Below are 25,340 nucleotides of genomic sequence, written 5' to 3'. Positions count from 1 at the left end.
GTTGGCCCGCTTTGCCCAGGTACGGCTGGAGCCGGGCGCAAGCGCACGCGTACGGGTCGGCGTGCATGCCGATCAGACCCCGTTCACCGGACGCGAGCTCACGCAGATCGTCGGACGTGCCGAGGTCGAGGGGCTCGTCGGCACCTCCCCGGACGGGCTCGGTGCCGGGCTGCCGTAGAGTTGACCGGTTCCACCCGCGGTGCCGACCCGACCGGCGGCTCTCCACACCGGTGGACGTACATCTGGGAGGAACCGATGCGACCGAACACCAGGCGCACCACTTTGGCGGACATCGCCCAAGCGGCTGGGGTCTCCGTCGCAACCGTGTCCAAAGTGGTCAACGGTCGCGGTGACGTGGCGCCGCAGACCCGCGCCCGGGTGCAGGAACTGCTGCATCAGCACCAGTACCTCGCGCCCGTGTTCCGCCACACCGACGCCGTCGAAAGCCCGACCATCGAGGTGCAGTTCAAGGGCGGCCTCAAGTCGTACGTGGCCGAGACCCTGGAAGGCATCATCGACTCCGCCGCCGGATTGGGGGCCTCGGTGGTGATCGGTAAGGCGTCCCGCGCCCCACACTGGGCGCGGGACCTGGTCTCAGCCGGGCGCCGCGCCGTCATCGCGGTCACCAGCGTGTACACCACAGCGCACCTGAACGAACTGGCCCGGGCCGGGCTGCCGCTGGTCGTGCTGGACCCACTGCACCTGCCGGACAGCCGGGTCAACAGCGTCGGGGCGACCAACTTCGCCGGCGGCCTGGCCGCGACCCAGCACCTGCTCTCCCTGGGCCACCGCCGCGTCGCCTATCTCGGCGGACCGACCATGGCCGTATGCAACCAGGCACGCATGCACGGCTACCGTGCCGCCATGGAGGCGGAGGGAGCGCAGGTACCCGACGCCTACGTCCACTCCGGAGAATTCACGTACGAGACCGGGTTGCTCGGCGCCACGGCGCTCCTGGACCTGCGAGAGTCACCGACGGCGATCTTCGCAGGCAACGACGAGATCGCCCTCGGCGTCATCGAGACCGCCCGCGCCCGAGGGTTGCGCATCCCCGAAGACCTGAGCGTGGTCGGCTTCGACGACACGAGCCTCGCCCAGATGGCCTCACCGCCACTGACCACGGTGCGCCAGCCACTACGGGAGATGGGCGGTGCCGCCCTGCGCACCGCCCTCCGACTGGCCAACGGCGAAAAGGTCGAGTCCCATCACATCGAACTCGCCACCGAACTCGTGGTACGCGCCTCAACGGCGCCGCCCCGCGAAGAGACTTCGGCGCGTAGATAATCGCAGGTGAGAGCTCTTCGGGCAGGATTGGCGAACCGGTCTGAGACATCTGTCGGGCGGGTCGCCGTGAGCGGGTCATGGATTTCCGCCGACCGGAGAGCGCAGGCAGTGACTTCACCTTGCTCTCGGCCTGGGGGTCCGCGGTGGCCGCCGTCGTCCAGGCCGCGGGGCCGACACTCGCGGGGGCCACCGGATATCCGACGGCCATCGCAGTGGCCGCAGTGATGATCGCCTTCGCGGGACCTCCCCCTCATCCACTGGAGGCGCGCTCAACCATGAACTGGACGGCCCTCAGCGGGGATCCGGCCGAGACGGGGCGGTCGGAACTGCCGACGAGGGGGATGTCGTGGCCACGGGGCGATGCCTCTTGAGGAGATTGACGCCCGGAGCCGACCGTGACCCGCAGCCCCTCTACGCGGCGACGCGCCCCCGCACGAACACCTTCGCCCTCTCGGTCACCCGGCGCCCCAGGTGTCCGGCCGTGGCCACATCGGCCTTGTGCACGGCTTCCGGGCCCTCGTCGCTGTTGGTCCGGGCGGCCGCGCCCGCGAAGAAGCCGAGGCGGTTGAGGTCGTTCTCGGAACCCGTGCTGCTGTTCCAGCCGGGGTGCAGGCCGAGGTTGACCCAGTGCATGCCGTGCTGGCCGGCGAGGATCTGGAAGAACTGCAGGGTGTGCAGCTTGTCGCCACTCTTCGAGGCGGAGTTGGTGAACCCGGCCGCCAGCTTGTCCTTCCAGGCCGGCTGGAACCAGCGCTTGGAAGACTCCTCGGCGAACACATGAAAGGCCCCGGACGCGGTGCCCATGTACGTAGGCGAACCGAAGACGATCGCGTCGGAGCGGTCCAGCGTCTCCCACTGCTCGTCGGTGATCTCGTCCACCTTGATCAGGCGCACCTCGGCGCCGGCCTCGGCGGCACCGGCACGGACGGCCTCGGCGATCACGGCGGTGTGGCCGTAGCCGGAGTGGTACGCGATGGACACATCCGCCGGATCTCCCCGTACGCCGTGCGGTCGGATGCGGCGCGGGTGTCAGCCCTTCCGCCATCGCTTCACCATCGGACCTCGCCACAGCGGCCGCAAGAGAATCGGCATTCGGTCGGGGGTTCGCCTTTGTTGGGGCGTCTCGGGTGTGCATGGGAAGGCACGACGCGCAGCGGTTGATCTGGGAGGTGCGGATCCTCCGCGGATCGGCCAGCCGAACTTCATCCTCGCTCCGGGCACTCCCGTGGTCTGGTTCACCCCTGCCCCGCGACCGGGCCACGGGCTCCCTCCGCCACTGGACCGCTCCGGGATCGGTGGAGGCTCCATGCGGTGACTCCGACCTCCAGGTGCCGCAACGCGCCTTCACCATAGGGGGTGTCGGTGAGGAAGACTTGCTGGCGCACGCCGTCGTCCAGGTCGGACAAGGACAGCTGGGCGCCGGGATACGGGCGTTCCCGGCGGACGATGATCCGTGCGCCGACCGGATCAGTTCGTAAGGTCGATCACGCCGGTCGGCTCGGCGACCGGCACACCGGCGCGGAGGTCGCCGCGCTGTTCCAGCGCGGAGTGCCAGATGTGCTCGGGCAGGCCGCGGTTCGCGCGGCGGATCGGCTCGGTGGCGGGATACCCGACCGAGAAGAGGGCGCGGCAACCGGATTCGCTCGCGGCCCGTTGCGGGCAGCCGCATCCGGCTGCCCGCGTGCCCGGACATCCTCCGCGGCTCGGCACACCGGGACTTTCTCGTAACCCGTCGAGCTTCAGCTCCTCAGCTCCGTCTCACCCGAGGAACGTCATGAACAACGCACTCGGCACCGTCCCGCACGAGCCCCGGTCTCGATCAGACCTCGAACGGCTCGCGGAGTACGTGGGAGGTCATCGCGCGGCGGGTCCAGCACTCGGCCACCGGCGCGTGGATGTCGAGTTCCCCACGATCGACGAGCATGAGCGCTGCCAGGCTGGTGACGGCCTTCGTCGTCGACCACACATTGGTGATGGTGTGTTCGTCCCACGCCACGGTGTGACCCGGGTCGCGGAAGCCGCCCCAACAGGTCGATGACGACGTCGCCGTCTATGTCGAGGGCCAGGGACGCGCCCAGTTCCTCGCCGGAGGCCACGTTCTGTTCGAATTTGGCGCGGATGGTGCCGAATCGGGCGTCATGCCTTCCCTCTATGTTGCTACATGGACCACGCTTACCGACGGCCGCCGTATGCGTGATGGCACTGCTGACGATGTTGCTGGCGACCACGCCGACATGGCCGGCATCGGCGACGATGGTGACAGCCCCCCTGGTGAGCTCGGCGTCGGGGGGGTGTCCGGACGTCAACGGGGGGCACCAGCAACGGCACCGCGGTCATCCTGTGGGCCTGCGATGGCCAAAGCAACCGCAAGTGGAGCACACCGATACCTCCGCCCGGGTCCGGCGGGTCCGGACCATGCGACATCTACTCCGAGGGCGGTACGCCGTGCGTGGCCGCGCACAGCACGGTGCGGGCGCTCTACGGTTCGTACAGCGGCAGCCTCTACCAGGTCAGGCGCTCCTCGGACAACGCGACCAGGGACATCGGCGTGCTGGCGCCCGATGGCGTCGCCAACGCGGCGGCGCAGGACTCGTTCTGCGCGGGTACCTCGTGCGTGATCACGGCGGTCTACGACCAGTCCGGACACGGAAACGACCTGTGGTATCAGGGATCCGCCCAGGTCCCGGGCTCGAGTCAGAGCAGGCCCGCGAAGGCGACATCCGAGTCGCTGACCGCCGGGGGCACCAAGGCGTACTCGCTGTACATCAACCCCGGGAACAGCTACTGCCGGGACGGTCACCTTACGGGCGTGTCGACCGGAGCCGCACCCGAAGGGGCGTACATGGTGACCAGCGGCACCCACGTCAACAGCGGCTGCTGCTTCGACTACGGCAACAGTGCAGCGGACAGGAGCATGACGGCGCTCTCCGGCCGGGGCCGGAGAGCGCGGGGTGTGGAGACTTCGACCTCTGCCTTCTTTTTCGGGGGAGCGACCCTCCGAATTCGGTACTTATATTTTATTCGCAATCAGGGAAAGGGTAATCGCCATTCGGCTGAGCGTTTAGTCGGCAACTCCTTGTCAAGTTTCTGGGTATGGAAAATCAAAGCCGAGTGGGTAATATCGGCAATGATGGAAGCCTGCGGGAGCGGTTTAACCGGCCGTCACTCGCTGCTATGCTGGCGAATGCAGGAGCGCGGGCCTGTCCCTGCCTCATCATGTGATGACGCTCGTCGGTGCAACGAAAAGAGTTATTCTCGGCGTGCCGAGTCGCATAACCTGAAGGGGAGTAACCGCGGCCAACGTAGATGCAGTTCTGTTTCTCCGTCTCTATCGATCGGAACGAGGATTACCGTGCCACTTATCGACGTGCGTTTCTCCCGCCGTGCCGTGCTGACCGCTAGCGCGGGTGCCGGGCTGACTGCCCTGAGTGTGCTTGGGATGGCAGCCCCGGAGGTCCATGCCGCGACGCCGGATCACGGGCTGGCCCAGCGACTGAGGGCGCTCGAAACGGAGCACGGCGCCCGCCTTGGGGTCTTCGCCCTCGACACGGCCACAGGCAGGACCGTGACTTATCGGGCCGGGGAGCGTTTCCCGATCTGCTCGGTCTTCAAGGCGCTCGCCGCAGCGGCGGTGCTGCGTGACCTTGACCACGGTGGTGACGTACTCGCTCGGCGCATTCGCTACGACGCAGCCCTGGTGCGTCGATCCGGCTACTCCCCGGTGACCAGCAGGGCGGAGAACCTGGCTGAGGGCATGACCGTTTCCGAATTGTGCGCGGCGGCCGTCAGCGAGAGCGACAACACCGCCGGCAACCTTCTGCTGCGTCTGCTGAACGGCCCCACGGGCATCACCCGCTTCTGCCGCTCGCTCGGTGACGGTACGACCCGGCTGGACCGGTGGGAGCCGGAGCTCAACTCCGCCGAGCCCTGGCGCAAGACAGACACCACCAGTCCTGCCGCGCTCGGCGGCACCTTTGGTCGCCTCCTCCTCGGCGACGCCCTGTGTCTTGAGGACCGCCGACTGCTGACGGACTGGCTGGTCGCCAACACCACCAACGGCGAACGCTTCCGCAAAGCGCTGCCCACCGACTGGGTCCTGGCCGACAAGACAGGCGGCGGTGATGACTATGGAGTCGCCAACGACGTAGGCGTCGTGTGGCCCCCCAAGCGACAGCCACTGCTGCTTTCCCTGCTGTCGACGACACACGATCCCGCAGGTCCTTCGGATGACCTCCTGGTCGCCGAGGCGACCCGCATGGTGGCAGATGCCCTCAGCTGACGGCGTCGATCGGCCCGCGCCGCCCATCTCGCGCGGGCCGACCGGTCGCAGCGAGGACATCGCGGAGGTACCGCACGGCGTGTTGTTCAGCGTTTCGACGGCGCTCGACCAGCATTCCGCTCTCGTCGCGCCACCGGCCGTACAGATCGACGCAGGCCAGCAGGGCCCAACCGGCCTCGATTTGGTTCTCACCGCTCAGGGTCGCCCGCAGTGCACGGGCCTCGTCGGGAGCCACCGACTCCAACCGCCGCACGCCGCGTGGCGGCGCCCCCGCGCGTACGGCGGCCAGCGGTCCCAGTACGGCCTCGCGTAGGTAAGCCAGGAAGCCTGCGACCTCCAGGAGTTCGCCGCGGCCGAGCTTGGTGGCGCCGTAGTGCACCCAGGTCCAGAAGCGGTCCTCGATCCACTGGAGGTCCAGCCGTGATGCCTTCGCTGGTTGCTGGGCCAGCGCGTGCGACAGCTCCTCGTCTCGCTCCCACAGGATGTGCGGGTCCTCGCTGCGTTCGGCGAAGTCCGTCAGCCGCACGAACTTGAAGTCGACGTGTAGTAGGGGTGGGCCGACGAGCGTGATGATCAGGCGGGGCTCTCCGACGTGTTCGCCGGTGAAGCCAGCCACCAGGTCCGTCCAGGAGCCGATCAGTTCGAGTCGGCGCGTCATCACGGGCTCGAACGACGTCTCGTCGATGACGATGATCAGGTCGATGTCGGAGTAGGTGTCGGGGTTGCCGCTCGCGAGCGACCCCGAGGCAGCGACGCCGACTACGCCGGCCTCCCGCTGAATGCGGGGCAGCACGTCGTCGAGGAATTGGCGGTGGAGAGGGGGTAGGTCCATTGTGCTCCTTCCAGCGCGAGGGAAAGTTTTCCAACGTATCACGAGGCGCAGCCGCCCGATCCGGTAGGTGCGGTGTCCAGGGGCTCTCCGCGGGCCGACGCGCCGGCAAGTGGTTGGCCAACGCCGAGGAGTCCGGCCCGACATGCAGGAGGCGGCTGGTGTTGTCCAAGGGCGCTGGGCCGGGCCACGCGTTCGGCGTCGCGCAAGAATGCGAGCCGGGCCGCCTAGAGAAAGGGAAGGCCGTGCAGACCAAACTTAGTCTCTGGCGTCGGCAGCTCGGGGACGTGCCAGAGTCGGTCTGGCAGCACACCGAGCTTCGCATTCTGATCCTGGCAGATAACGGCCTCACGGCCCTCTCGCCGAAGATCGGACAGCTAGCTTGCCTGACCACGCTGGACCTGGGCCACAACGCGCTCACATCGCTCCCCGATGCGCTGGGTGACCTGGTGGAACTCAGAGACTTTCTCTACCTGCACGGCAACTGCTTGTCCCGTCTCCCGGAGACGTTGGGAAACTTGACACGGCTGCGTTACCTCAATGTCGCGGAGAACCTTCTCACTACCTTGCCTGAGACCGTCGGCCGGATGACGGAACTCATCGAGCTGCGAGCCCAGTGCAACCGGCTGAAGGAGCTTCCTCACTGTATTGGCCATCTCAAGAAGCTGCGTGAGCTCTGGCTGCGAGGGAACGCACTCAGTGTCCTGCCCTCCACGGTGAATGAGCTGCGTGAACTGCGGCATCTGGATCTGCGGGAAAACACATTCACTCAAGTTCCCGAATCCTTGTCCAGCCTTCCCCGGCTTCGTCAACTCGACCTGCGCAGCAACCGCATCAACGAAGTTCCCGACTGGGTCGTACAAATGCCCGCTTTGGAGAAATTGGACCTACGGTGGAATACCTGCACGATCCCTCGTCGTGTACTAGCAGGGCTGGAAAATCGAGGATGCATAGTCCTCCTGTGAGAGGGGAAGTGGTGAGCAGTCCGGTACAGGGCTGCCATCGCCACTCGACCGTTTCCCACCAGCCCTCCACTGCACACTGTCAAGCGTTGCCAGTACTGAGTCATGAACCATCTGTGCAATGCCGCTGACCGTCAAGGAACATGCCACTGCGCGTCATAGCTCTGCACGGCGTGACGCCCCGCGCTTGGTGTCAAACCCCCGTACCAACGTGCGCGCAAGCCCCATCCAGACACGATCCCAGGAGCAGTACGATGACCTCTTCGCCCGATCGGCACGGTGCGACCGTTCGCCTCTCCCGACGACGCCTCTCCCAACTCGCCGCCGCCCTCGTTGTCGTGGGCGCCGCCGGCCCGGTCGTCTCGGCTTCACCGGCCGCCGCCGGCACGGACGGACACGCCTGGTACGCACGAGCCCGCGTGCTGGCCGGGAAGGACCCGGTGCTGCGCTCCCTCGTTGCTGCCCTGGCCCCTGGCCACGAGGTACCGCATCCGGCCGCGCCGGCCCCGATCATGCTTTTCGACAACGTGGCCTTCTTGAGCGCCGGCTGGGTCTCGGCGACGGCGGTGCTGACCGATGACGGGATCATATTGCTCGACGCCCTCGGCTCGCCCGCCGAGGCTGAGGACGTAATCGTGGCCGGATTGCGCTCGCTGGGTGCCGACCCGGGAGCACTCAGGTACGTCGTCGTCACGCATGGGCACGAGGATCACTTCGGCGGTGCGCAGCACATCGCCGACCGCTACGGCGCACGCGTGATGATGGCCCCCTCCGACTGGGATCTGGTCACTCGCGACCCGTCGCCTTATGCCCCCGCCCGGGACTTGGAGATCGCCGACGGCCAAACGCTCACGCTCGGCGGCACGACGCTCCGGCTGTACTACACCCCGGGCCACACCCCGGGCACCGTCTCAACAATCCTGCCGGTGTGGACGGGCGGACGCCGCCACACCGCCATGCTGTGGGGTGGTTTGAACCCGCCCACCGGGGTGGAAGAGCTGCGGACCTACCGGACCTCCATTCGCTCCTTCGCCTCTCGCATGCGCGAGGCGAAGGTGGACGTCGAGCTGGCCAGCCACCCCTATGACCGCGGCTTGGAGCGCGCCGAGCTGCTCCGGCGCCAGCCATGCGGGCCTAATCCATTCGTCCTCGGCAGGGAGCGCACGCAGCGGTTCATGGCGGTGATGGACCTGATGTTGCGCGGACTCATCGAGGATGCCGAAGGAACGGCGGGGACCGGAGGGGCCGGCACGCCCGAAGCCTGAGCGTCTACGGTCGGGCCGTGGAGATCGCGGTGGTCGAGGAGTTCGAGCTGTGTCTCTTCACCGCCGCTCCTGCGAAGTGGCCGAAAGGCAGCGCGTGATGAGCTGGTCAGCTGCAAGCAACGCGTCGGCTTTCTGGCGGGCGATCCAGACGCCGAAGTGGGGAGCCGGTGGGACCCCACAGGTACCAACCGCTGTCGCTGTAGCCGTCTTTCGGATTGCGCTTGCGGTAGGCCAGCTCCCACCAGCTCTCGCGCCACCGCCACAGCCGTCGTGGCTCGGCGTCGCCCAGCCATCCGGCCCGCTCGACGAGGGTCTGGAAGCGGGCAAGGTCGGTGCGCATCAGGGCGTTCTCACGGAGGAGGTCGCGGCCCTCCCTCGCCGGTGCGTCGAGCACGGCCCGCTTGGCCTGGTACTGGTGCAGCGGGCAGGGAGGCGTCGTGACCTTCGCGACACGGGCGCGGGCCCGCCGGCGTGCCGAGCGCCAGTCCAGTGTGTGGCGGCGGTCGTCGGCGAGGGCGGTGAGCATGCGCTGGCGGGCCTTGTCGCGCTGGAGGGCGAGGCGCCTTCTGGATGCAGTTGCCAGAGGCGGGCAGCGGGGCGCGGCTGGAGACGAGGTCGTTGAAGCGGGTGCCGGGCCGGAAGCGCACCGCGCATGGGGCCCGCCTGCATCGGCTCACCGGTTGCGAAGTTAAGGCCGGGGCGTGGTCGGGCAGCCTCTTTGGTGCGAGGGTCCCGAAGCCGGTGACGGAGATGGTCTCGCCAGAGGCGACGGCGCGCACGATGGCGTCGAGCACGGCTTCCACGGCGACGGTGGCCGCGTGGTGGCCGCCGGTCTTCTCTGCGACGGCGTTGATGAGGTGAGCTTTGTTCATCGGGTGAGTTCCTTCAGGTCGGATCGTCGGTTGGGCGTGGCGGTGTGGCCAGATGGGCCGAGGCGGTACGAGCGAGCGGGTCGGTGCCTTCGCCGCGAGCCGGGGTTACCCGTGAATTTGCAAGTGGTCGAGTTACTTCTCAGGAATGTCGCCTACTTTGGGCGCGGCTTGTCTCTTCCGTGCCCGCCGACGTGCTTGGGCGAGGCGCCCGGCCTCGCGACACTGCTCGCAGGCGCTTTCGCCGCGCCGGTTGTGGGCGCGTGCGCCGGCCTCGGTGCCGTGGGTGATGGGCGCGGGCCCCTCGCACAGTTCGCTGGGCTTGGCCCCGGATGCAGGTGGCTCGAATCTCCCTATCGAGCCACAGGCGTCCGCCGCACCCGCCGTCGAATGGGCTGTGGCGTGGCTGCACCAGCCGGATACACCGCGCACGGGCAGCTCTGGCAGATCACGAGCAGGCTCTGTGAGATGCGAATCGTCTCCTCTGGGGGTTCTGCCGGTGCGAACCGCTCATCGCCGACGCAGGGGGCCTCGCTGATCCACCAGAGACCGCCGTTCATCACGTGCTCTCCGGATGCCGACTCAGGCGGTCGGCGGCAGGGGCATCAGCCGCACAAGGTCGCTGGTGGTCGAGCCGTGGGATGGGAGTAGTCCTGGAGGTGCAGCAGGTGGCGCCGGGCCAGATCCGGTAGGGCGAAGACCTGGGCGACTGTGCAGGTCATCGGGGGTACCTGGCATGGCGGCCACGCGTGAGGACCTGCGAGCCGGGGCCGTCATACGTGCCCTCCCGCAGGGCCTTGACCACATGCTCGTCCGGCTCCCACACCACGCTACGCGCGCGTGCCCGCAGCTCGGGCACCGCGTCGAGCACCGTCTCCAGCAGCCACAGCCGCGAACCAGACAGAAACCAGTCAGCACGGGGGAAGCCATCAGCGGCGATCTTCGTCGCGAGCGTGCCCTGCGAGGGCAGGTGGAAGGCTTGGATGATCTCGTGCTGACCGACCATCGGCGGCAGTTCGTCCCCGAGATCGGCCAACCAGCCCTCGCCCTGCTCGGCCATGAGGCGCGCCTTAACGCCCTCGTCCAACAGCTTCTGCCGAGGCGTAAGGGTGCCGTAGCGGCAGGCGAAACCGAGAGGCCAGTACCGCACGCCGCTGACCACCGTCGCCGTCCCCGGGTCCAGAGCACCGCGGCTGGGGCTGAGCCACTGCGAAACCATCGGAGCCTGGACCCGGTAGAGGGCGGCAAACTCCTGATGCCCGACCATGTACGGCTTCCTGCCGACCATCTCCATCCTCCGCTGTCCCGGCCTGCGCGTGCCAACGGAAGAGTAGCCGGGACCGGACATCGCCCTCTTCAAAGTGACCGCACCGCTATCGTGACCAACGGTCTTCCAAGAGGCTCGAGCGGCCCCGCCTCGGGCCTCTTGTCCGACTGTGAAGAAGGGTGATGAGCCATCAACAGCCGCGGACAACGCGATGTCCGTTGGCTCCACGGACGTTTCGGTGAGCTCTCCGTGTGCGAGTCGGTCCCGCTCCTCGCCGTAGCCGCCGTAGAAGGCGAGAGATAGGACCGGACTCGTCCACGAGCAGGTGCTCGATGGCGTCCCCGACGGAGAAGGACGAGGTCTCGCGGCCGAGCGCGTCGAAGACCTGGACCTGGTCCGCGTCCTTGTACCGGCGGGAGCGAGACGCGGCGACGACGAACCCGCCATCGGGCAGGCGATCCAGGTGCGGCCAGCTGGCCCGTACGGCGCTCAGTCGGTGAGTTCGACGTTGCCGCCCGGATCGACGGAAACGACCAGCGCGTCGAAGGGCAGGGCATCGCCGCCAGGCTGCGGACCACGTTCGGCAAGCAGCCAGTGTGCGGCGCCGAAGACGTCGACGGTGCTCGCCAGGACGTGGCGGTCGTGGTGCGCTCGGGGCAGGTGGGCGTAGGGAATGAGGGCGGTCTTCTGCACGGGCGGGCTCTCCTGGGTGGACGTTCACAGCCATCGGGCACTGCAGTGAGCGGCGGTCGGCGACGCGCGAGCGGTGGAGAGCGGAGCGGGGCGCCTAGACGGCATGGCCCTTTCTGGTCGTCATGAGGTGATCATCGTCGACATCCGACCGCGTGACAAACCCTTTCGGCGCGCCACCCCAACCGAGATCACCTCCCTCTGGAGGGTATGTCGAGCTGAGCGCTCGATCACCGGCTGCCCGACGGCACGCTGTGGCTGAGCACCGTAGTCGGCGAGTCTGTGCATGCTGTCCCGTCTCCAAGGAACTGGTCCCACCTCAAGGAGTCTGGTCCGATTCACCTTGGGTCTCAGGTGCACTGGTCCGCCCCTGTCAATCTGGCTTTCACCCTCTGACGCCGGCGACTGCCGAGCTGTCCATGTAGTCGCGGGCCCGCATGATCAGTCCGCTGTGGATGTGGAGTATCAAAAGACCGGGGACGGTGAAGTTGGTGCGTCTGGTTGGCAGCGTTCCTACCACGACGTGCTCGGCAATGATCACTTCCGGATCGGCGGTCTCGTAGGCAGCGATCTTCCTGACCTCCCGCACATGGACGGGGCTTGCACCCCAGGCCGCCCGGTATCCAGCGCGCACTGCCTCGCGTCCCTCGTAGCGCGGCGGAAAGCCCGAAGAGGTGAACGGGAACTCATGCACCGCGTCCATGGCGTACAGATCGGCGAGATCGTCTGCGGACTTATCGATCATGGCCCGGTAGTAGCAGGCCAGCACCTCCCGAGGGGTGCGGACAGCAGTTGTCTCCAGGTCCGACACAGGGTCACTCCATTCCATTCACTGCTGTAGTTGGCAGGCAGGGTAGCCGGACAAGGAGCAGAGGCGGTACGGCCGACTCGCGACGGCACCCGCACCCACGCCCGAGTCCAGAGCCTGATCAACGAGCTCACCTTGGGAAACCTCGCGTGACCGCCGCTGTCGGCGTTCACGCTCTTCTCTGGCATCGCTGCGTGGCGCCCGGAGCCAGGACTTGCCGTGATGGCCACCACCAACGGCGCACTGGCTCATCTGGTCCAGGCACTCGCCGTCGAGCTCGCTCCGGTGCGCGTGAACGCGGTGTCACCCGGCATCGTCGACTCGGGCGCCTGGGACGCGATGGGCGTGGACAAGGACGCCTTCTTGCGCACCACCGCGGAGCGCAATCCCGCCCGCCGGGTCGGTACCACCAAGACCTGGTGCAGACCGTGCTCTTCGCGATCGGCAACTCCTACCTCACTGGCACCGTGCTGCACATCGACGGCGGCGGCCGGCTCGTCTGACCCCCCCGGGTGCACCCGGAGAGGAGACCACTTAAAGAGCGTTTTGTCCTGGAGAGGTTGTTTGGTTCGATGTTCAGGTTTTGCGCCAGTTTGGGGTGGATTCACTGGCGAGTCGTCGGCTTATGAGGTCGATCATCGCAACGTGGATTATGGCTTCGGACCGGTGAGAGTGGGTCTCGTAGTCGCGTGCGAGTCGGCGGTGGTGCATGAGCCAGCCGAAGGTCCGCTCGACCACCCATCGCCGGGGAATCACCTTGAACCCTTTGACGCCGGGATCGCGTTGGACAACTTCGACGTCGATGCCGAGGCGGGCGCCGTGGTCGATGACTTTCGTGCGGTATCCGGTATCGGCCCATGCCTTGGTCACGTGGGGGCTTGTGCTGGCGATCTGGGAGAGCAGGTGGATGCCGCCGACGTTGTCGGAGACGCTGGCCGCGCTCACCCAGACTGCGAGCAGCAGTCCGAGGGCGTCGACCCCGAGGTGGCGCTTACGACCTGCGATTTTCTTGCCTGCGTCGATGCCCTGATCGGCTGCCGGCACGTTGGCGGAGGTCTTGACGCTCTGAGCGTCGAGCACGCAGGCGCTCGGCTCTGCGCTGCGGCCTTCGGCTTCACGAACCAGGCGTCGCAGCAGGCCGTTGAGCTGGTCGAAGACGCCTTCCTTCTGCCAAGCGGCGAAGTAGCCGTAGACCGTCTCCCACGGTGCGAAGTCGTGCGGCAGGTAGCGCCAGGGGATCCCGGTGCGATCGACGTACAGGATGGCGTCCATGATGCGGCGAAGGTCGTGCTCGGGTGGACGGCCAATGTCCAGGCCCTTGCCCCTGCGCTGGGCCCGCCAGGCGGTGAGCGTGGGACCGATCAACTCCCAGCGGGCATCGGACAGGTCGCTGGGATACGGGCGTAGTCGCGTCATGTTTCGGTAGTACCGTCGTGCACGACGCACTCACAGGGCGCAAACAGCGTCAACCGGGGGCGCTTTGGGATCAGACAGGAGCGACTCGACTCAAACGGGCAGAGGCATGGAGTCTCCTGCCTCACAAGCCGCATTGACCACTCTTGCCTCAGCAGTCACAGACCCACTCACCCCTCGAAGCACCACCAAACAACCTCGCCGGAACAAAACGCTCTTTTACTGCTCGTTTCAGAATGAGTTGAACTCTGGACCTCGCGCTCGGAGATCTTGGTCGGCGGAGCGGCTCTCCGGTCAAGTGAAGACCAACCTCTGTCTGCCGTCGATGAGTTCGCGCACGACGTCCAAGTGGCCGGCGTGGGTGGCGGTCTCGGTGATCACGTGCAGGATGACCTCGCGCAGGTTGTCGAGGTGCCAGTTGCCGAAGAAGTCCGGCCACCAGCTCGGGGCCGCGCTCAGGTCGGCGCCGGCCAGGAAGGTGTCGGCGAGCTTCCCTTCCTTCCGGTAGAGAGCGAAGATCTCCTCGGCAGTTTTCTCCGGGGCGGGCTGCCACGCGTTCTCCCCGGACCCGAGGATCTCTTTGATCGCCGCTTGCTCCCCCGCAGCAACCGCGCGGAACCAGAACTTCTCGTCGTCCAGAGCGAGATGGTGCACCAGCCCAAGGCATGTCCATCCGGACGGCAGAACCGGGCGCCGCAGCGCCTCCTCGTCCAGGCCCTCCAGGATGTCCAGGACGTGCCTGCGCTTGCTGTTCAGGACGCTGAGCAGCGTCGTGAGTTCAGTGTCAGCCATGGGCCGGACCCTATGCGGCCCCACTGACATCCGGCTCACTGAACGTTTCAGGATGCCGTTCGGAGCCGTCGGAGACAGATGACGCCACAGGCGAGTTCAAGGAGGCCCTGGTGGAGGTCGGTGCGCCGCTCGTAGCGGGTACGGAGTCGCTTGAACTGGTGCAGCCAGGCGAATGCGCGCTCAACGACCCAGCGCACCGTGCCCAGTCCCGAACCGTGTGCGACGCCGCGTCGGGCGATCAGCGGCTTGATGCCGCGCTTCCACAGCAGGCGGCGGTACTTGTCGAAGTCGTAGCCCCGGTCGGCGTACAGGCGTCTGGGCCTGCGGCGGGGCCGTCCGCGCAGGCCCCGGATCGGTGGGACGGCGTCCAGCAGAGGCAGTAACTGGGTGACGTCGTGGCGGTTCCCACCGGTGAGCGTCACGGCGAGCGGGGTTCCGAGGCGGTCGACAATCACATGATGCTTGGAGCCAGGGCGGCCGCGGGCGACGGGCGAGGGGCCGACGTGATCCCCCCTTGAGGGCTCGGACATGAGACCCGTCCACGGCGCAATCGTCCAGATCCAGAAGGTCCGCACGACGCAGTTCGCTCAGGAGGGCGGCGTGCAGGCGAGGCCAGACGTCTGCCTCGGTCCAGTGGATGTCCGCGACGACCTCACCCGCGTCTTGGCTGAATGGCGGGACATCTTCCGAGCGGGACTCGAGCGGATGCAATATGACGGACGACTCGACGCGTCGGCGGATTCGGCGCGACTCGCACACATGCTGATCGCCGCCTACCAGGGAGGCAGCCTGCTCGCGCAGATCGCCCACGACGTAGCGCCATTGCGTGACGCGCCGTATGCCGCGGTCGAGCATCTTCGCGCGTACACCACGTCAGACGACATCGCGTGAACCTGATACGAAGCCCGGGCCTCTCGTTCCAGAGCGTGAACGTCTCATGACGAGAACGGTAAGAGGGCGTTTCACTTGGTGCCTTCTCCGGCACTATCCACCGATTCAGTTCCTGCAATACCTCGGGCACCATCCGCTCGGCAGAACTTTCCATGCCTGGCCCAACACGTCACACGTCAATGATCTACTTGAATGCGGTTATGTGATCCGTGACGAAGGTTCGCAGGCTACGGGGATTGTGTCCGGTGAGGGTAGCGACGCCATTGGACAGCCACGCGGCATCTCCTTCAGCGATCAGTCCGAAGACCTGGGCATTGGAGGCAGCGACCGGCTCGGGAAGCCCAGCTCGGACCATCGCCTCGCGGTGCTGGTCGGGCGTGAGTCGACGGTACTCGATCTCCTCGTCCAGGGCGCGGGTCAGCTCGGCGGCAACGTCGGCGTAGGTGACGAGTTCAGGACCGGTCAGCAAGTAGGTGCGCCCCTCATGGCCGGCGGGGTCAGCTGCGACGGCCGCCGCGGCTGCGGACACGTCACGTGAATCGATCATGCCGAACTGGCCGTCGCCCGCAGACATCACAAACCCGTGTGTCTGCTTGATCATCGGAGCCACGAAGAACAGGTTCTGCATGAGCAGGTTCGGGGCAAGCAGTGTGTATGTCAGGCCGCTCGCTTTGAGGTGAGCCTCGATGCGTGCATGATCTCGGCGGCGGTCGACGGGAGAGTCGTCGGTCGCCTTGTGATTCGTGATCTTGACGACATGCTTCACAGCCCGGCGGACGGCACTGTCGATGGCCGCGATCTCCTGGGCGGGGACCGACGGGGTAATCAAAAGAAGAGTGTCGACACCGGCCATCGCCGCGTCGAGTGTGTCCGGCTGGTCGAAATCGCCCACAGCGATCTCAATGCCGCTCCAGCTTCCGTCCTGCGGCGCACGCGCCGCATCCCGCACCAGCGCCCTGACGGGGAGGCGCTTGCTGTGCAGGGCCCGCACCGCCTTGGCGCCGATCCTGCCCGTCGCTCCAGTTACCAAAATCATGGCGCCTCCATCATCAGCAGCAAAGGGGTGGTCCGCACGCAACGCGGCACAGCCTCTCCAGCCTGCCCAGGTGCCGTATCGTTTGTGAAGTAGGCACCGTCTGGATATATAGGTACCTGATGGATACCAACTCGGAGATCACGTACTCGCAGGACTGCCCGTCGCGCACGGTCTTGAGTGTGCTGGCGAACAAGTGGTCGCTCTACATTCTGGGCATGCTCGGCCAGAACGACCGTCCGCTCCGTTTCACCGAACTGCGCCGACATATCGGAGGCGTGACCCAGAAGTCCCTCACGCAGGCGCTCCGCAACCTCGAACGCGACGGCCTGGTCAGCCGCACCGTCTACCCGACCATCCCTCCACGGGTCGAGTACGCCCTCACCAGCCTCGGCCACGAAGCGGAAGCACTCACCACAGCCATCGCAGACTGGTCCAAGACAAACGCAGCCCGCGTGCATGCAGCACGCGGTGCCTACGACGCCCGTACGGGATAGACATGAGAGGCCGCTGTCACAGTGATTCGACGCCACGGCGGGCGATGCGCGGGACGATGCCCCGGCTGCGAAGCCATCGCCGCAGGTGGTCGTAGTCGTAGCCCTTGTCCGCATGAAGTCGTGCGGGACGGCGGCGACGCGGGCCGCGGCGGCTGCGGACGGGGAGCCCCCAGGACAAGCGGCTGGAGCGCCTGGCTGTGGCCCGATGGAGGACCTGCCCGACAACGCCGAGTCCGGCAGGCTGCTCACCGAGTGGCTCGCCTCCGGCAAGCCGGTGGCCCTGGTGTGCCACTGTCCCGCCGCTCTGCTCGCCACCATGGGCACCGACGGGACCTCGCCGTTCGCCGGCTACCGGCGGACCGGCCTCCCCAACGCCGAAGAGAAGCAGAACGGTCTCGCCGACCGCGCGAAGTGGCTGCTGCAGGACCGTCTCGTCAACGGCCTCCAGGCCGACTACCGCGAGGCCGAGCCGTTCACCCCGCACGTCGATGTGGACCGCACCCTCTTCACCGGCCAGAACCCGGGTTCAGCGGTCCCGCTGGCCCAGGAGGTACTCAAGGCGCTGAACTGGTCCCACAGCCGCTTGCCCCAGTGGCGGCCCAGTAGGGTACTGCGCCGGGTGCTCCGGCTGACCGAGGACCAGCGCACCTGCCTCTTCGGGCTCGCGGCGAAGGGAAACGTACGGCCGGCCACACCCGGCGATCGCCAGCGGGTGGACAAGCGGGTGCGGCGCATGCTGGACGACCTCACCGCCACCCCGGCGTTCGTCATCGGCCGGCGGACCGACATCCTGGCCTGGAACCAGCTCGCCGCCGCCCTGGGGACCGACTTCGGGCACTACCCGGAGCAGGAGCGCGTGTTCGTCCGGCTCCTGTTCACCGAGCCCTGGACGCGCGAGCTGTACGCGGACTGGGAGGAGGTCACCCGCTTGCCAGGCGTCGTTGTAGGCGGCCACGAGGTTGCCGCCTCGGTCTGCCTCCGGCAGTGCGTCGCGGAACGTTTCCCAGGGGCCGGGCAGCAGGCGTCCCGACGCCGCGGTAGGACCAATCGGTCTCCTCGGGCCTGGTCATCGTGACGCCGACGATGACGCTCTCGGAGACCCGCTCGGGGTAGCGCTCGGCATAGGGAGAATCAGCGTCGAGCCCCAGGAGCCGCCATAGGGCGTCCCCGTGCGGGCGCGTCTACGCTGGTGTAGGTTCTCGCCGCTTGTGGCCCACGGCGGGGGTGTGCCCCCGGGCTCCTTGCGGTGTCTCAGGCTGTGGCCAAACCGTCCAGTCTCACGTCCGAATCCGGGTCCTCGGGTTGGCCGAGGGTGACGATCCTCGCCGACACAGATCTTGGGGAGCGGTCGCGGAGGGTGACCGCGGTGGCTACGCCGTGCTGGTCCACACCGACACCGGCACAGAGCCCACCTCGCCAGGCGCTGACCGGCCCCGCGCCCGCCTGGCAGCCGTCTCTCGCCCGGCCCGGTGAGCGCGTACGACCGGTGGCGGGGCCGGCCGTACGACCGGTGGCGGGGCCGGCCGTACGACCGGTGGCGGGGCCGGCCGTACGACCGGTGGCGGGGCTGGCCCGCCACCGGTCCTTTCGCGCGGCCGCGTCCTACACGGCCCCGGGGCCGACGTCCGTCGCGCTGAGCGGGGCCCGCGTGGCCGTGGACGACGACCGCTCGTCGGCGCCGACGTCGACGCCGCCGACGCGAGCCTGGCCGTCCATGTCGTCGGTCACGAAGGCGTGGTCGCCGGTGCCGGTGTCGATCGCCGGGCTGCCCGCACCGATCCGGTACAGCGATCCGTCGGAGGCGAGCAGCGGGTCGACTGCCCTGACGGAGTCGGAGGGCACGGATACGCCGACGGTCGCCGATCCGGTCGGCCACGCGATGTTCCCGGCGTAGGCCATGCCCTCGGGCTTCCTGACCTCGTTGATCAGCTTGCCCCGGCTGCCCGTCACGACGTTGTCGGCGATGACCGAGTCGACCGGGGGGAGCTTGTAGTTGGCGCCGATCTCGATGTTCGACACGTTGTTCACGAAGGTGTTGTTCACCACGGTCGCCCGGTAGACACGCCAGTGTGCGCTCAGCGCGCCCGAGGTGTCCACGTCGCCGCCGTCGATCTGCAGCGCGGCGTCGTGGCCGGTGCCGGTCAGGCCCTCGAAGTAGTTGTTGTAGACCTTGTGGTCCTGGCCGTAGATGCGGATCCCGCCGGTTCCCGCCTTGCCCCGGCCGAGGAAGAAGTTGCCGTAGAACTCGCCGCGGTTCCCGTGCCGCTGGGACAGGACGCCCTGCGAGCTGCGGAACGTGTTGTAGCGGACGATGTTGTCGTTGCTCTTCACGGAGACGATCTCCGGGTCACCATCACAGTTCTCGAAGAGGTTCGACTCGACGACGGTGAAGCCGCTCGACTGGGAGATTCCGCTCCAACCGACCCGGATGGCCTCCATCTCGTTGTCCGCGCGGGGGCCGATGTCACGGAAGTAGTTGTGGTCGATGCGATCGTGGTGTGACTGCTCGGTCGCGGATCCGTCCACGGTGATGAAGTTCCCGAGTTGGTGCTTCTCCTCGAACAGGTTGTGATCGATCCGGTTGTGGTGGCTGTTCGCGCCTTGGATGATCACCCACTTCAGCGAGGACTCCTCGGTCAGCCGGAAGTGGTTGCGGGTCAGCCGCACGTTGTTCGAGCTGGTGATCTTCAGTGTGTCGCTGTTCGTGAACTTCAGCCCTTCGAAGGTGACGTAGGAGGAGTCCGCCACCTCCAGCTGCCCGTCGTCGATCACCGCCTTGCCGCGGTTCTCCGCGACGACGGTGATGGGCTCGGCGGCCGTTCCGTTCTTGCCGGTCATCTTGCCGATCGCGTACGTGCCGTCCGCGAGCACGATGCGGTCCCCGGCCCGCGCGTCCCCGAACGCGCTCTTCAACTCGTCCGAGTCCGCGACACGGACCGTGCGGGCAGGGCTCTGCTCCCCGTCGTCACCGTCCCCGCCGTCATCTCCGCCACCGCTGCCGTCGGCTCCGTAGATGTCGGTCTCGGTGATGCTGGTCCAGTCGTTGGACGTGTTGCCATGACCGACGATCCGCACGTAGCGGGCCGAGGCATCGGCGAAGTCGTACTTCTGCTGCTCACGTGTGCCGCCGCTGCTGGTCTTTCGCTCCAGGACGGTCTTCCACGACGATCCATCGTCGGACAGCTGGACGTCGAAGGTGTTCTTCCTGCTGTCCCCCTGGTGCCAGGCGACCGACGCCGACCCGACGGTCTGCGCCGAGCCCAGGTCGTAGCGGATCCACGCCCCGTCGCCCTCGGCCGACCAGCGGGTGCTCAGGTCGTTGTCCAGGGTGTTGGCGGGAACGTTGCCGTCATCCGCGCTCGCCGAGACGTTCGCGACCTGGACCGGGGAATCCCCGCCGGGATCGCCAGGATCGCCGGGATCGGTGGGGTCGGTGGGATCCTCGCCCGCGGGCTCGATGTCGTAGGTCCGGACCCAGTCGACCTCAAGCACGGCCGGGCGCAGACCGCTGTCACCGGTGAAGTTGTCGAGCTGGAGGTTCAGATGCCCCGACGGCATCGTCTGGATGTCCCCCCGGTCGGCGTCCGCGCCGCCCGACTCCCGGAACCACTCGACACCGTCGACGTAGCCGACCAGCGCGTCCGGCGTCCACTCGAAGGCGAAGTTGTGCCACTGCGTCATGTCCACGGAGCAGACTTCGCGGTGCTCCTTCTTGTCCGAAGGGCTCTTCGGATAGTGCAGGAAAGCGGTGAGGCACTCCGATTCGGGGTCGGAATTCTCGACCCAGTCGTACTCCCCGTTTTCGAGCCGGTTTCCTGCGGTCGGCCAGATCAGGTGCAGCACATGGTAGAGCTCGCCGTCCGAGCCGGTGTTCCGTGGACGGGAGCGGATTTCCCACCGGCCGTACTGGGCGTCACGCTGCTGCCTGAGCCATCCGGTGTCGCCGTTCGCCTCGCCGCGCATGGTGAGGATGCCGTCGGCGACGGTGCTGTTCTTGGCGCACCGGCGGCCGTTCTCATCATGCCCTTCCCAGCATCCCTGCGTACCGCCAACCTCGCCCGTCGGTACCGCCCATTTGTCGGGGTCGACCGCGCCGGTGTAGTCGAACTCGTCGGAAATCGGCAACGGTGTTCCCCAGCCGTACCGCTCGGCGGCCTCGGTCGAGTCCCCGTCGCCCCCGTCGTCGCCGCCCTCGTCGCCCCCGTCGTCGCCGTGCGTGACGTTCAGCCCGTAGATCTTCACCTGGCCGTAGTTGCCGTCGCTGCACGGCTCCGAGTTGTCGCAGTTGGCCTGCGTGTACGCGCCCGCCTTGAAGTAGGCACCGGAGAAACTCTTCGAGAGCGTGGTCTGCAACTCGCCGTTGTAGTAAGCCTTGATCTTGCCGTCACTGACCACGAACTTCGCCTGGAACCTCGTGCCCAGCACGTAGTCGTCCGTCACGAGCTTGTGCTTCTCGTCGCCGTCGGTGATGTAGAGCTTGCTGCCTTCCAGGCGGAAGACGCTGACGTCGTCGGAGGCGTCGTGGATCTGCCCGGCGACGACGTTCGGGGTCTCCTCGGGAAGGTCCGTGATGGCCTGGTCGATCACCATCGTGTGGGTGCCGGACGTGGACGACCAACTCGCCTTGGTCTCCCCCGAGTCCGTCATCTCCCGCAGCTCCGAGCGGGGATACTTGGAGCCGCTGGTGGTGACCCCGTTGACCGGGGCCCGGAACCGGACGGCCGCGCAGTCGTCGGCCGTGGTGAACCACGGGTCGTTCGCGTACGTGGCGAGCTCTGGCTGGTAGACGTTGGTGGGGGACTCCTCCTCGCCCACCGGCAGCCCCATGTACCAGTCCGTCAGATCCAGCACATCGGCCGGGTACGCACAGGAGCCGCCACCGCCGTCGTCTCCGCCGCCGTCGGCCCCGTTGATGTCGGTCTCGGTGATGCTGGTCCAGTCGTTGGACGTGTTGCCATGGCCGACGATCCGCACGTAGCGGGCCGAGGCGTCGGCGAAGTCGTGGTTCTGCTGCTCACGTGTGGTACCGCTGCTGGCTTTCCGCTTCAGGACCGTGGTCCACGACGATCCGTCGGCGGACAGCTGGACGTCGAAGGTGCTCTTCCTGCTGTCCCCCTGGTGCCAGGCGACCGACACCGACCCGACGGTCTGCGCCGAGCCCAGGTCGTAGCGGATCCACGCCCCGTCGCCCTCGGCCGACCAGCGGGTGCTCAGGTCGTTGTCCAGGGTGTTGGCGGGAACGTTGCCGTCATCGGCACTCGCCGTGACGCTCTTGACCTCCAGCGGAGGGGTGTCGGCGGCCGACGCGACCGGGTGGAACACACCCGAGACTCCGACGGCGACCGCACCCACTAACAGCGCATGAAACATGCGTCTCATAGGGCCTCGCTTCGCTTGACGGCCCCGGGCCACCGAGACGGCTGGTCGGGGCCGGACGGTTGTGGTCAAAAACCGGAGGTACCGTGTCAGCCCTGTGACGGGACGGGTCCCGCACACTTCGCTCATACCGCCTGGCCCACTCCCGACGACGCCCTGACTCGGAGGACGGGAGGGATCCCGTTCCGCCGGTGGTCGAATCTGCTGACGTCAGGAGTGCAGGCTTCCGGAACGCGGAGAGTGGGATGGGGAGTCCGGTGCGTGAAGGTCTCACCGCTCTGGCCGCTGTGGCTCTGGTGGCATCGTGCACCTCAGGCCCGGCAAAGGGTGGTGACAGTCCGGCGGCCACCGGCTCGCCTACCCGGAAGGCCCTCGACCGCAGCGGCGATCCACGGGCTGCGGCACCCCTCAGCGTTCGACAGCAAGGCCACCCATGTGGGCTTCCGCGATGACCCGGACAGGGAACCCATTGACCGGTGTCTGCCCCAGCCGACGGCCGTGGCCTATGGGGTCCTTTCAGAAAGCTGGGATTTTGCGGGCGAGGGTCATGCAGTGCGCGAGTTGGAGGAAGGCGTCATGCATGTCGTCTCGGGCTTCCCAGCGGGTTCGTAAACGGCGAGGGCCGTGGAGCCAGGCAATGGCGGACTCAGCAACCCACCGCACACGGCCCAGGCCCAAGCCGTGTGGCTGACCACGCCGGGCAATCTTCGGGATGATGCCACGCTTACGCAGACGGCGGCGGTAGCTGTCGTGGTCGTACCCGCGGTCGGCATACAGTTCGCGGGGCTTGCGCCGGGGCCGGCCCCGCTTGCCCCGTACCGGCGGCAGACCGTCGACCAGCGGCAGGAGCTGGGTGATGTCGTTGCGGTGCCCGCCGGTGTGCGACACCCGCAACGGGGTGCCGTGCGCGTCGGTCAGCACGTGGTGCTTCGAGCCCGGCCGCGCACGGTCAACCGGACTCGGACCGACTTTTGGGCTGCGTCGCCCCCGCTTGGCCTGCACATGCGAGGCATCGACCGCGACGCGGGAGAAGTCCAGCCGGTCCGCCGCCCGCAGCCGGTCCAGCAGCACCCGCTGGAGCTCCTCCCACACCCCGACCTCCTGCCACTCGGCCAGCCGCCGCCAGCAGGTAGGCCCCGAACCGAAACCCAACTCCTGCGGCAGATACTCCCACTGGATGCCGGTGTACAGCACGAACAGCACACCCTGCAGCGTCTTACGGTCATCGATCCGCTTACGCCCCGGATGCCGGAACCGCCGCTCATGCTTCGGCAACAGCGGCTCGATCACCGCCCACAACTCATCACTGACCTCCCACGGCTTCCGCCGTGTCATGGTCACCCCCGAAGCAGCACGGAATCACATACCTCTCCACCGTGCCACAACAAGATCATTCTGCAAGGACCCCTATGGCCCGAGAAGATACCGCAAGGCACCCCCTCGTCGATCGGCGGCTCACCATTCGCCAAGTTCGGGCAGGACGGCAGCAAGCAGCCGCAGCTGATCGACATCGCGACCGGCGACGTCGTCCTGTCCGAGCGAGTCGCCCTGACCCGCATGGACTGCAGCCAAGGCGAAGGCGGCACCGTCGTGCTGTGCGCCTCCAAGCAGGACGAGGCACTCGCCGTGGACAAAGCCGGCGAGATCTCGTGGCCCGGGCGGCGGGGAGGCAACCCGAACGACTGTCACGCCACCGTGGAAGCCGACTCCACATGAGCGGAAGCACCTGCTGATCCATGTGGCGGCCGACGCTGCACAAAGTCGACGCGAGCGCGGGGGTCGGTCCAGCTGCGGTCAGCACGGTCGTAGCCGCCACGGTGATTTTCCAGTTCACCCGCGCGCGGTCGTGGAAAGCGGCGTCCCGGGTGGCAGGAGCCGCGGTATGTGGGCAGCATCAGGTGTTTGTATCGGTCTTTTCCGGGGTGCCTGGCAGGGCGATTTTCTCGGCCGTGTCGGTATGGTCCGTCAGCCAGGTGCGCACCGCTTGCCGGGTGTGTTCCTTGTCAGCCTTGTGGATTTCGTAGTCCGCCGACCCCATCGAGGCGCGGCAGACCAGACACGGGCCGCGATCGCTCGTGCATGCGGGCGGAGCCGTCGTGGATCACGCTTCTCGTGTCGGTTCAGCCTGGTGGGTTCCGGTGAGCAGAGCTTCGGCGTGTTTGCGGAACGCGGTGACCAGGCGGCTGCGGTCGCCGGTGCGGGTGGCGAGCACGACCTGGCTGGGTTCGACCCCGCGCAACGGGATGGTGGTGAGGCTGGGATGCAGGCCGGTCGCGTAGTCGAGGGGTGGGCCGATGGCCACGGCCTGCCCGGCGGCGATGAGTTCGTGTTTGTCCTCAAGGGCTTCGACCAGGGGGCCGTCGGGCGCGCGCCGCCCGTCGGGCCGGGGATCGAGCCGCCAGTAGGCGTTCAGCAACGGGTCGGACTGGCGTACGTGGGGGATCGGCTCGTCGGCGATGTCGTCGAGGGTGACCGACTCCTTGCCGACCAGACGGTGGTCCCGCGGCACGACCAGCACGCGCGGCTCGTCGTAGAGGACGGTGATGCGTAGCCGGTCGGTGGGGAACGGCAGGCGCGTCACCACCGCGTCGACGCGGTGTTCCAGCAACGCGCCGCGCGAGTCGTTCCAGGCGAGCAGGCGGGTGTGGACCTCGGCATCCGGATTGCGGTCGCGCAGGGCGCGCACGGCCGGAGTGATGATCAGCCCCTTGGTGTAGCCGATGGTGACGCTGCTGGGCCGGGCCGCGGCCCGGGCGCGGGCCATCGCCTCGACCGCGGCCCGCAGCAGCGCCTTGGCCTGGGGCAGGAAGTTTTCGCCGGCCTCGCTGAGCCGGGTGCCGTGCGTGGTGCGGTCGAGCAGGCGGGCGCCCACTTGCTGTTCGAGGCGGCGGATCTGTCGGCTCAGCGACGGCTGGGTGGTGTGCAGCGCCTCGGCGGCGCGGCCGAAATGCTGGTGCTCGGCGACCACTGTGAAGCACTGCACCAGGCGGAGGTCGAGGTCCACGGGCGCGGGGAAGGGATCGGGCACCACCTCATCTTATCTGGCGTTATGCATGTTTCGTATTACGTGAGACGGAACAATCAT

Annotated in this window: 24 protein-coding genes and 6 pseudogenes; 12 read left to right on the top strand and 18 right to left on the bottom strand. The window is 67.4% G+C overall.

The window, feature by feature from the left end; translation table 11 throughout:
• Window position 1 precedes the first annotated feature (1 nt).
• Window positions 2-178 (top strand): hypothetical protein, encoded by a 177-nt coding sequence (locus tag BLV72_RS49305; protein ID WP_244320549.1) that lies wholly within the window; start codon window positions 2-4, stop codon window positions 176-178.
• Between the two features lie 77 nt (window positions 179-255).
• The gene (locus BLV72_RS01460; RefSeq protein WP_093459708.1) at window positions 256-1,284 is read left to right on the top strand and encodes a LacI family DNA-binding transcriptional regulator; all 1,029 of its coding nucleotides are present in this window, start codon (window positions 256-258) and stop codon (window positions 1,282-1,284) included.
• 411 nt (window positions 1,285-1,695) lie between these two features.
• On the opposite strand, the gene BLV72_RS01455 is transcribed toward BLV72_RS01460, so the two are convergent.
• The 3 genes from BLV72_RS01455 to BLV72_RS49300 all read right to left on the bottom strand — a co-directional run bounded on the left by BLV72_RS01455 (window position 1,696) and on the right by BLV72_RS49300 (window position 3,280).
• The gene (locus tag BLV72_RS01455) at window positions 1,696-2,265 is read right to left on the bottom strand and encodes a flavodoxin family protein (RefSeq protein ID WP_093459707.1); all 570 of its coding nucleotides are present in this window, start codon (window positions 2,263-2,265) and stop codon (window positions 1,696-1,698) included.
• A gap of 486 nt (window positions 2,266-2,751) precedes the next feature.
• Entirely contained in the window at window positions 2,752-2,994 is a 243-nt protein-coding gene (locus BLV72_RS01450; protein ID WP_093459705.1) for a hypothetical protein, read from the bottom strand.
• Window positions 2,995-3,103: 109 nt separating this feature from the next.
• A complete protein-coding gene (locus BLV72_RS49300) occupies window positions 3,104-3,280 on the bottom strand; it encodes a serine hydrolase domain-containing protein (RefSeq protein WP_244320548.1) in 177 nt (58 codons plus the stop codon).
• Between the two features lie 453 nt (window positions 3,281-3,733).
• Between BLV72_RS49300 and BLV72_RS51775 the strand changes: the two are divergent.
• Both BLV72_RS51775 and bla read left to right on the top strand, forming a co-directional pair.
• A pseudogene (locus BLV72_RS51775) lies at window positions 3,734-4,138 on the top strand (arabinofuranosidase catalytic domain-containing protein); the annotation flags it as partial.
• A gap of 585 nt (window positions 4,139-4,723) precedes the next feature.
• A complete protein-coding gene (gene bla, locus BLV72_RS01435; RefSeq protein ID WP_244320592.1) occupies window positions 4,724-5,563 on the top strand; it encodes a class A beta-lactamase in 840 nt (279 codons plus the stop codon).
• Here bla and BLV72_RS01430 read toward each other — a convergent pair.
• Window positions 5,556-6,395 (bottom strand): nucleotidyltransferase domain-containing protein, encoded by an 840-nt coding sequence (locus BLV72_RS01430; protein ID WP_093459704.1) that lies wholly within the window; start codon window positions 6,393-6,395, stop codon window positions 5,556-5,558. The genes bla and BLV72_RS01430 overlap by 8 nt on opposite strands.
• Window positions 6,396-6,553: 158 nt before the next feature.
• Here BLV72_RS01430 and BLV72_RS01425 point away from each other — a divergent pair, with 158 nt between their 5' ends.
• Window positions 6,554-7,357 carry a leucine-rich repeat domain-containing protein gene (locus BLV72_RS01425; RefSeq protein WP_342030634.1) on the top strand — a complete coding sequence of 268 codons (804 nt, stop codon included), beginning with the start codon at window positions 6,554-6,556 and terminating at the stop codon, window positions 7,355-7,357.
• Window positions 7,358-7,692: 335 nt separating this feature from the next.
• Window positions 7,693-8,619, top strand: coding sequence for an MBL fold metallo-hydrolase (locus BLV72_RS01420; RefSeq protein WP_208905455.1), 927 nt, complete (start codon window positions 7,693-7,695; stop codon window positions 8,617-8,619).
• A gap of 106 nt (window positions 8,620-8,725) precedes the next feature.
• Here BLV72_RS01420 and BLV72_RS49290 read toward each other — a convergent pair whose 3' ends face one another.
• The 5 genes and pseudogenes from BLV72_RS49290 to BLV72_RS01405 all read right to left on the bottom strand — a co-directional run bounded on the left by BLV72_RS49290 (window position 8,726) and on the right by BLV72_RS01405 (window position 12,256).
• Window positions 8,726-9,145, bottom strand: coding sequence for a hypothetical protein (locus tag BLV72_RS49290; RefSeq protein WP_244320547.1), 420 nt, complete (start codon window positions 9,143-9,145; stop codon window positions 8,726-8,728).
• A gap of 190 nt (window positions 9,146-9,335) precedes the next feature.
• Window positions 9,336-9,491, bottom strand: a pseudogene (locus BLV72_RS51770) (HU family DNA-binding protein); the annotation flags it as partial.
• Between the two features lie 715 nt (window positions 9,492-10,206).
• Entirely contained in the window at window positions 10,207-10,782 is a 576-nt protein-coding gene (locus BLV72_RS47675; protein WP_167746217.1) for a hypothetical protein, read from the bottom strand.
• A gap of 462 nt (window positions 10,783-11,244) precedes the next feature.
• On the bottom strand, window positions 11,245-11,448 hold the full coding sequence (locus tag BLV72_RS49285) for a hypothetical protein (protein ID WP_244320546.1): 204 nt from the start codon (window positions 11,446-11,448) through the stop codon (window positions 11,245-11,247).
• Window positions 11,449-11,830: 382 nt separating this feature from the next.
• Window positions 11,831-12,256 carry a nuclear transport factor 2 family protein gene (locus BLV72_RS01405; protein WP_244320545.1) on the bottom strand — a complete coding sequence of 142 codons (426 nt, stop codon included), beginning with the start codon at window positions 12,254-12,256 and terminating at the stop codon, window positions 11,831-11,833.
• Between the two features lie 156 nt (window positions 12,257-12,412).
• On the opposite strand from BLV72_RS01405, the pseudogene BLV72_RS49280 reads away from it, so the two are divergent.
• Window positions 12,413-12,607 (top strand): annotated as a pseudogene (locus BLV72_RS49280) (SDR family oxidoreductase); the annotation flags it as partial.
• A gap of 222 nt (window positions 12,608-12,829) precedes the next feature.
• On the opposite strand, the gene BLV72_RS01395 reads toward BLV72_RS49280, so the two are convergent.
• The 3 genes and pseudogenes from BLV72_RS01395 to BLV72_RS01385 form a co-directional block, all read right to left on the bottom strand.
• Window positions 12,830-13,669: an IS5 family transposase gene (locus BLV72_RS01395; protein ID WP_093459698.1), complete on the bottom strand. Its 840-nt coding sequence runs from the start codon at window positions 13,667-13,669 to the stop codon at window positions 12,830-12,832.
• A 291-nt stretch (window positions 13,670-13,960) separates the two neighbouring features.
• On the bottom strand, window positions 13,961-14,458 hold the full coding sequence (locus BLV72_RS01390; RefSeq protein WP_093459696.1) for a DinB family protein: 498 nt from the start codon (window positions 14,456-14,458) through the stop codon (window positions 13,961-13,963).
• Window positions 14,459-14,505: 47 nt separating this feature from the next.
• Window positions 14,506-15,091: pseudogene (locus tag BLV72_RS01385) on the bottom strand (IS5 family transposase); the annotation flags it as partial.
• Here BLV72_RS01385 and BLV72_RS49275 point away from each other — a divergent pair.
• Window positions 14,987-15,349, top strand: a complete 363-nt coding sequence (locus BLV72_RS49275) for an LmrA/YxaF family transcription factor (RefSeq protein WP_107417338.1) — start codon at window positions 14,987-14,989, stop codon at window positions 15,347-15,349. The pseudogene BLV72_RS01385 and the gene BLV72_RS49275 sit on opposite strands and share 105 nt — an antisense overlap.
• A 184-nt stretch (window positions 15,350-15,533) precedes the next feature.
• Here BLV72_RS49275 and BLV72_RS01380 read toward each other — a convergent pair whose 3' ends face one another.
• Window positions 15,534-16,385: an SDR family oxidoreductase gene (locus tag BLV72_RS01380; RefSeq protein WP_093459695.1), complete on the bottom strand. Its 852-nt coding sequence runs from the start codon at window positions 16,383-16,385 to the stop codon at window positions 15,534-15,536.
• Window positions 16,386-16,504: 119 nt separating this feature from the next.
• Between BLV72_RS01380 and BLV72_RS01375 the strand changes: the two genes are divergently transcribed.
• Window positions 16,505-16,879 (top strand): winged helix-turn-helix transcriptional regulator, encoded by a 375-nt coding sequence (locus BLV72_RS01375; RefSeq protein ID WP_093459693.1) that lies wholly within the window; start codon window positions 16,505-16,507, stop codon window positions 16,877-16,879.
• Between the two features lie 22 nt (window positions 16,880-16,901).
• On the opposite strand, the pseudogene BLV72_RS46375 reads toward BLV72_RS01375, so the two are convergent.
• Window positions 16,902-17,030 (bottom strand): annotated as a pseudogene (locus BLV72_RS46375) (IS5/IS1182 family transposase); the annotation flags it as partial.
• A gap of 42 nt (window positions 17,031-17,072) precedes the next feature.
• Between BLV72_RS46375 and BLV72_RS49270 the strand changes: the two are divergent.
• Window positions 17,073-17,444, top strand: a pseudogene (locus BLV72_RS49270) (type 1 glutamine amidotransferase family protein); the annotation flags it as partial.
• 168 nt (window positions 17,445-17,612) lie between these two features.
• Window positions 17,613-17,954 (top strand): MmyB family transcriptional regulator, encoded by a 342-nt coding sequence (locus BLV72_RS51765; RefSeq protein ID WP_425288345.1) that lies wholly within the window; start codon window positions 17,613-17,615, stop codon window positions 17,952-17,954.
• 527 nt (window positions 17,955-18,481) lie between these two features.
• Here the strand turns inward: BLV72_RS51765 and BLV72_RS01355 are convergent.
• Window positions 18,482-22,258: a chondroitinase-B domain-containing protein gene (locus BLV72_RS01355; RefSeq protein ID WP_244320544.1), complete on the bottom strand. Its 3,777-nt coding sequence runs from the start codon at window positions 22,256-22,258 to the stop codon at window positions 18,482-18,484.
• A gap of 513 nt (window positions 22,259-22,771) precedes the next feature.
• Window positions 22,772-23,590: an IS5 family transposase gene (locus tag BLV72_RS01350; RefSeq protein WP_093460017.1), complete on the bottom strand. Its 819-nt coding sequence runs from the start codon at window positions 23,588-23,590 to the stop codon at window positions 22,772-22,774.
• A gap of 222 nt (window positions 23,591-23,812) precedes the next feature.
• Between BLV72_RS01350 and BLV72_RS47665 the strand changes: the two genes are divergently transcribed.
• The gene (locus BLV72_RS47665) at window positions 23,813-23,971 is read left to right on the top strand and encodes a hypothetical protein (protein ID WP_167746239.1); all 159 of its coding nucleotides are present in this window, start codon (window positions 23,813-23,815) and stop codon (window positions 23,969-23,971) included.
• A 178-nt stretch (window positions 23,972-24,149) separates the two neighbouring features.
• Here BLV72_RS47665 and BLV72_RS47660 read toward each other — a convergent pair whose 3' ends face one another.
• Together BLV72_RS47660 and BLV72_RS01345 are read right to left on the bottom strand one after the other, a co-directional pair.
• A complete protein-coding gene (locus BLV72_RS47660; RefSeq protein ID WP_167746238.1) occupies window positions 24,150-24,293 on the bottom strand; it encodes a hypothetical protein in 144 nt (47 codons plus the stop codon).
• Between the two features lie 63 nt (window positions 24,294-24,356).
• A complete protein-coding gene (locus BLV72_RS01345) occupies window positions 24,357-25,283 on the bottom strand; it encodes a LysR family transcriptional regulator (RefSeq protein WP_093460016.1) in 927 nt (308 codons plus the stop codon).
• Window positions 25,284-25,340 lie beyond the last annotated feature (57 nt).

It is taken from the genome of Streptomyces melanosporofaciens (assembly GCF_900105695.1).
Lineage (GTDB): Bacteria > Actinomycetota > Actinomycetes > Streptomycetales > Streptomycetaceae > Streptomyces > Streptomyces antimycoticus.
Note: the sequence above shows the minus strand (reverse complement) of the source record. Positions and strands in the feature narration are given on the sequence as shown.

What these genes read in the sequence shown, in the direction of transcription:
- BLV72_RS01460 (WP_093459708.1), top strand. Translation starts at nt 256, where the DNA reads ATGCGACCGAACACCAGGCGCACCACTTTGGCGGACATCGCCCAAGCG.
- bla (WP_244320592.1), top strand. Translation starts at nt 4,724, where the DNA reads ATGGCAGCCCCGGAGGTCCATGCCGCGACGCCGGATCACGGGCTGGCC.
- BLV72_RS01430 (WP_093459704.1), bottom strand. Translation starts at nt 6,395, where the DNA reads ATGGACCTACCCCCTCTCCACCGCCAATTCCTCGACGACGTGCTGCCC.
- BLV72_RS49290 (WP_244320547.1), bottom strand. Translation starts at nt 9,145, where the DNA reads ATGCTCACCGCCCTCGCCGACGACCGCCGCCACACACTGGACTGGCGC.
- BLV72_RS47675 (WP_167746217.1), bottom strand. Translation starts at nt 10,782, where the DNA reads ATGGAGATGGTCGGCAGGAAGCCGTACATGGTCGGGCATCAGGAGTTT.
- BLV72_RS01395 (WP_093459698.1), bottom strand. Translation starts at nt 13,669, where the DNA reads ATGACGCGACTACGCCCGTATCCCAGCGACCTGTCCGATGCCCGCTGG.
- BLV72_RS01390 (WP_093459696.1), bottom strand. Translation starts at nt 14,458, where the DNA reads ATGGCTGACACTGAACTCACGACGCTGCTCAGCGTCCTGAACAGCAAG.
- BLV72_RS49275 (WP_107417338.1), top strand. Translation starts at nt 14,987, where the DNA reads ATGAGACCCGTCCACGGCGCAATCGTCCAGATCCAGAAGGTCCGCACG.
- BLV72_RS01380 (WP_093459695.1), bottom strand. Translation starts at nt 16,385, where the DNA reads ATGATTTTGGTAACTGGAGCGACGGGCAGGATCGGCGCCAAGGCGGTG.
- BLV72_RS01375 (WP_093459693.1), top strand. Translation starts at nt 16,505, where the DNA reads ATGGATACCAACTCGGAGATCACGTACTCGCAGGACTGCCCGTCGCGC.
- BLV72_RS51765 (WP_425288345.1), top strand. Translation starts at nt 17,613, where the DNA reads ATGCTGGACGACCTCACCGCCACCCCGGCGTTCGTCATCGGCCGGCGG.
- BLV72_RS01355 (WP_244320544.1), bottom strand. Translation starts at nt 22,258, where the DNA reads ATGAGACGCATGTTTCATGCGCTGTTAGTGGGTGCGGTCGCCGTCGGA.
- BLV72_RS01350 (WP_093460017.1), bottom strand. Translation starts at nt 23,590, where the DNA reads ATGACACGGCGGAAGCCGTGGGAGGTCAGTGATGAGTTGTGGGCGGTG.
- BLV72_RS47665 (WP_167746239.1), top strand. Translation starts at nt 23,813, where the DNA reads ATGGACTGCAGCCAAGGCGAAGGCGGCACCGTCGTGCTGTGCGCCTCC.
- BLV72_RS47660 (WP_167746238.1), bottom strand. Translation starts at nt 24,293, where the DNA reads ATGGGGTCGGCGGACTACGAAATCCACAAGGCTGACAAGGAACACACC.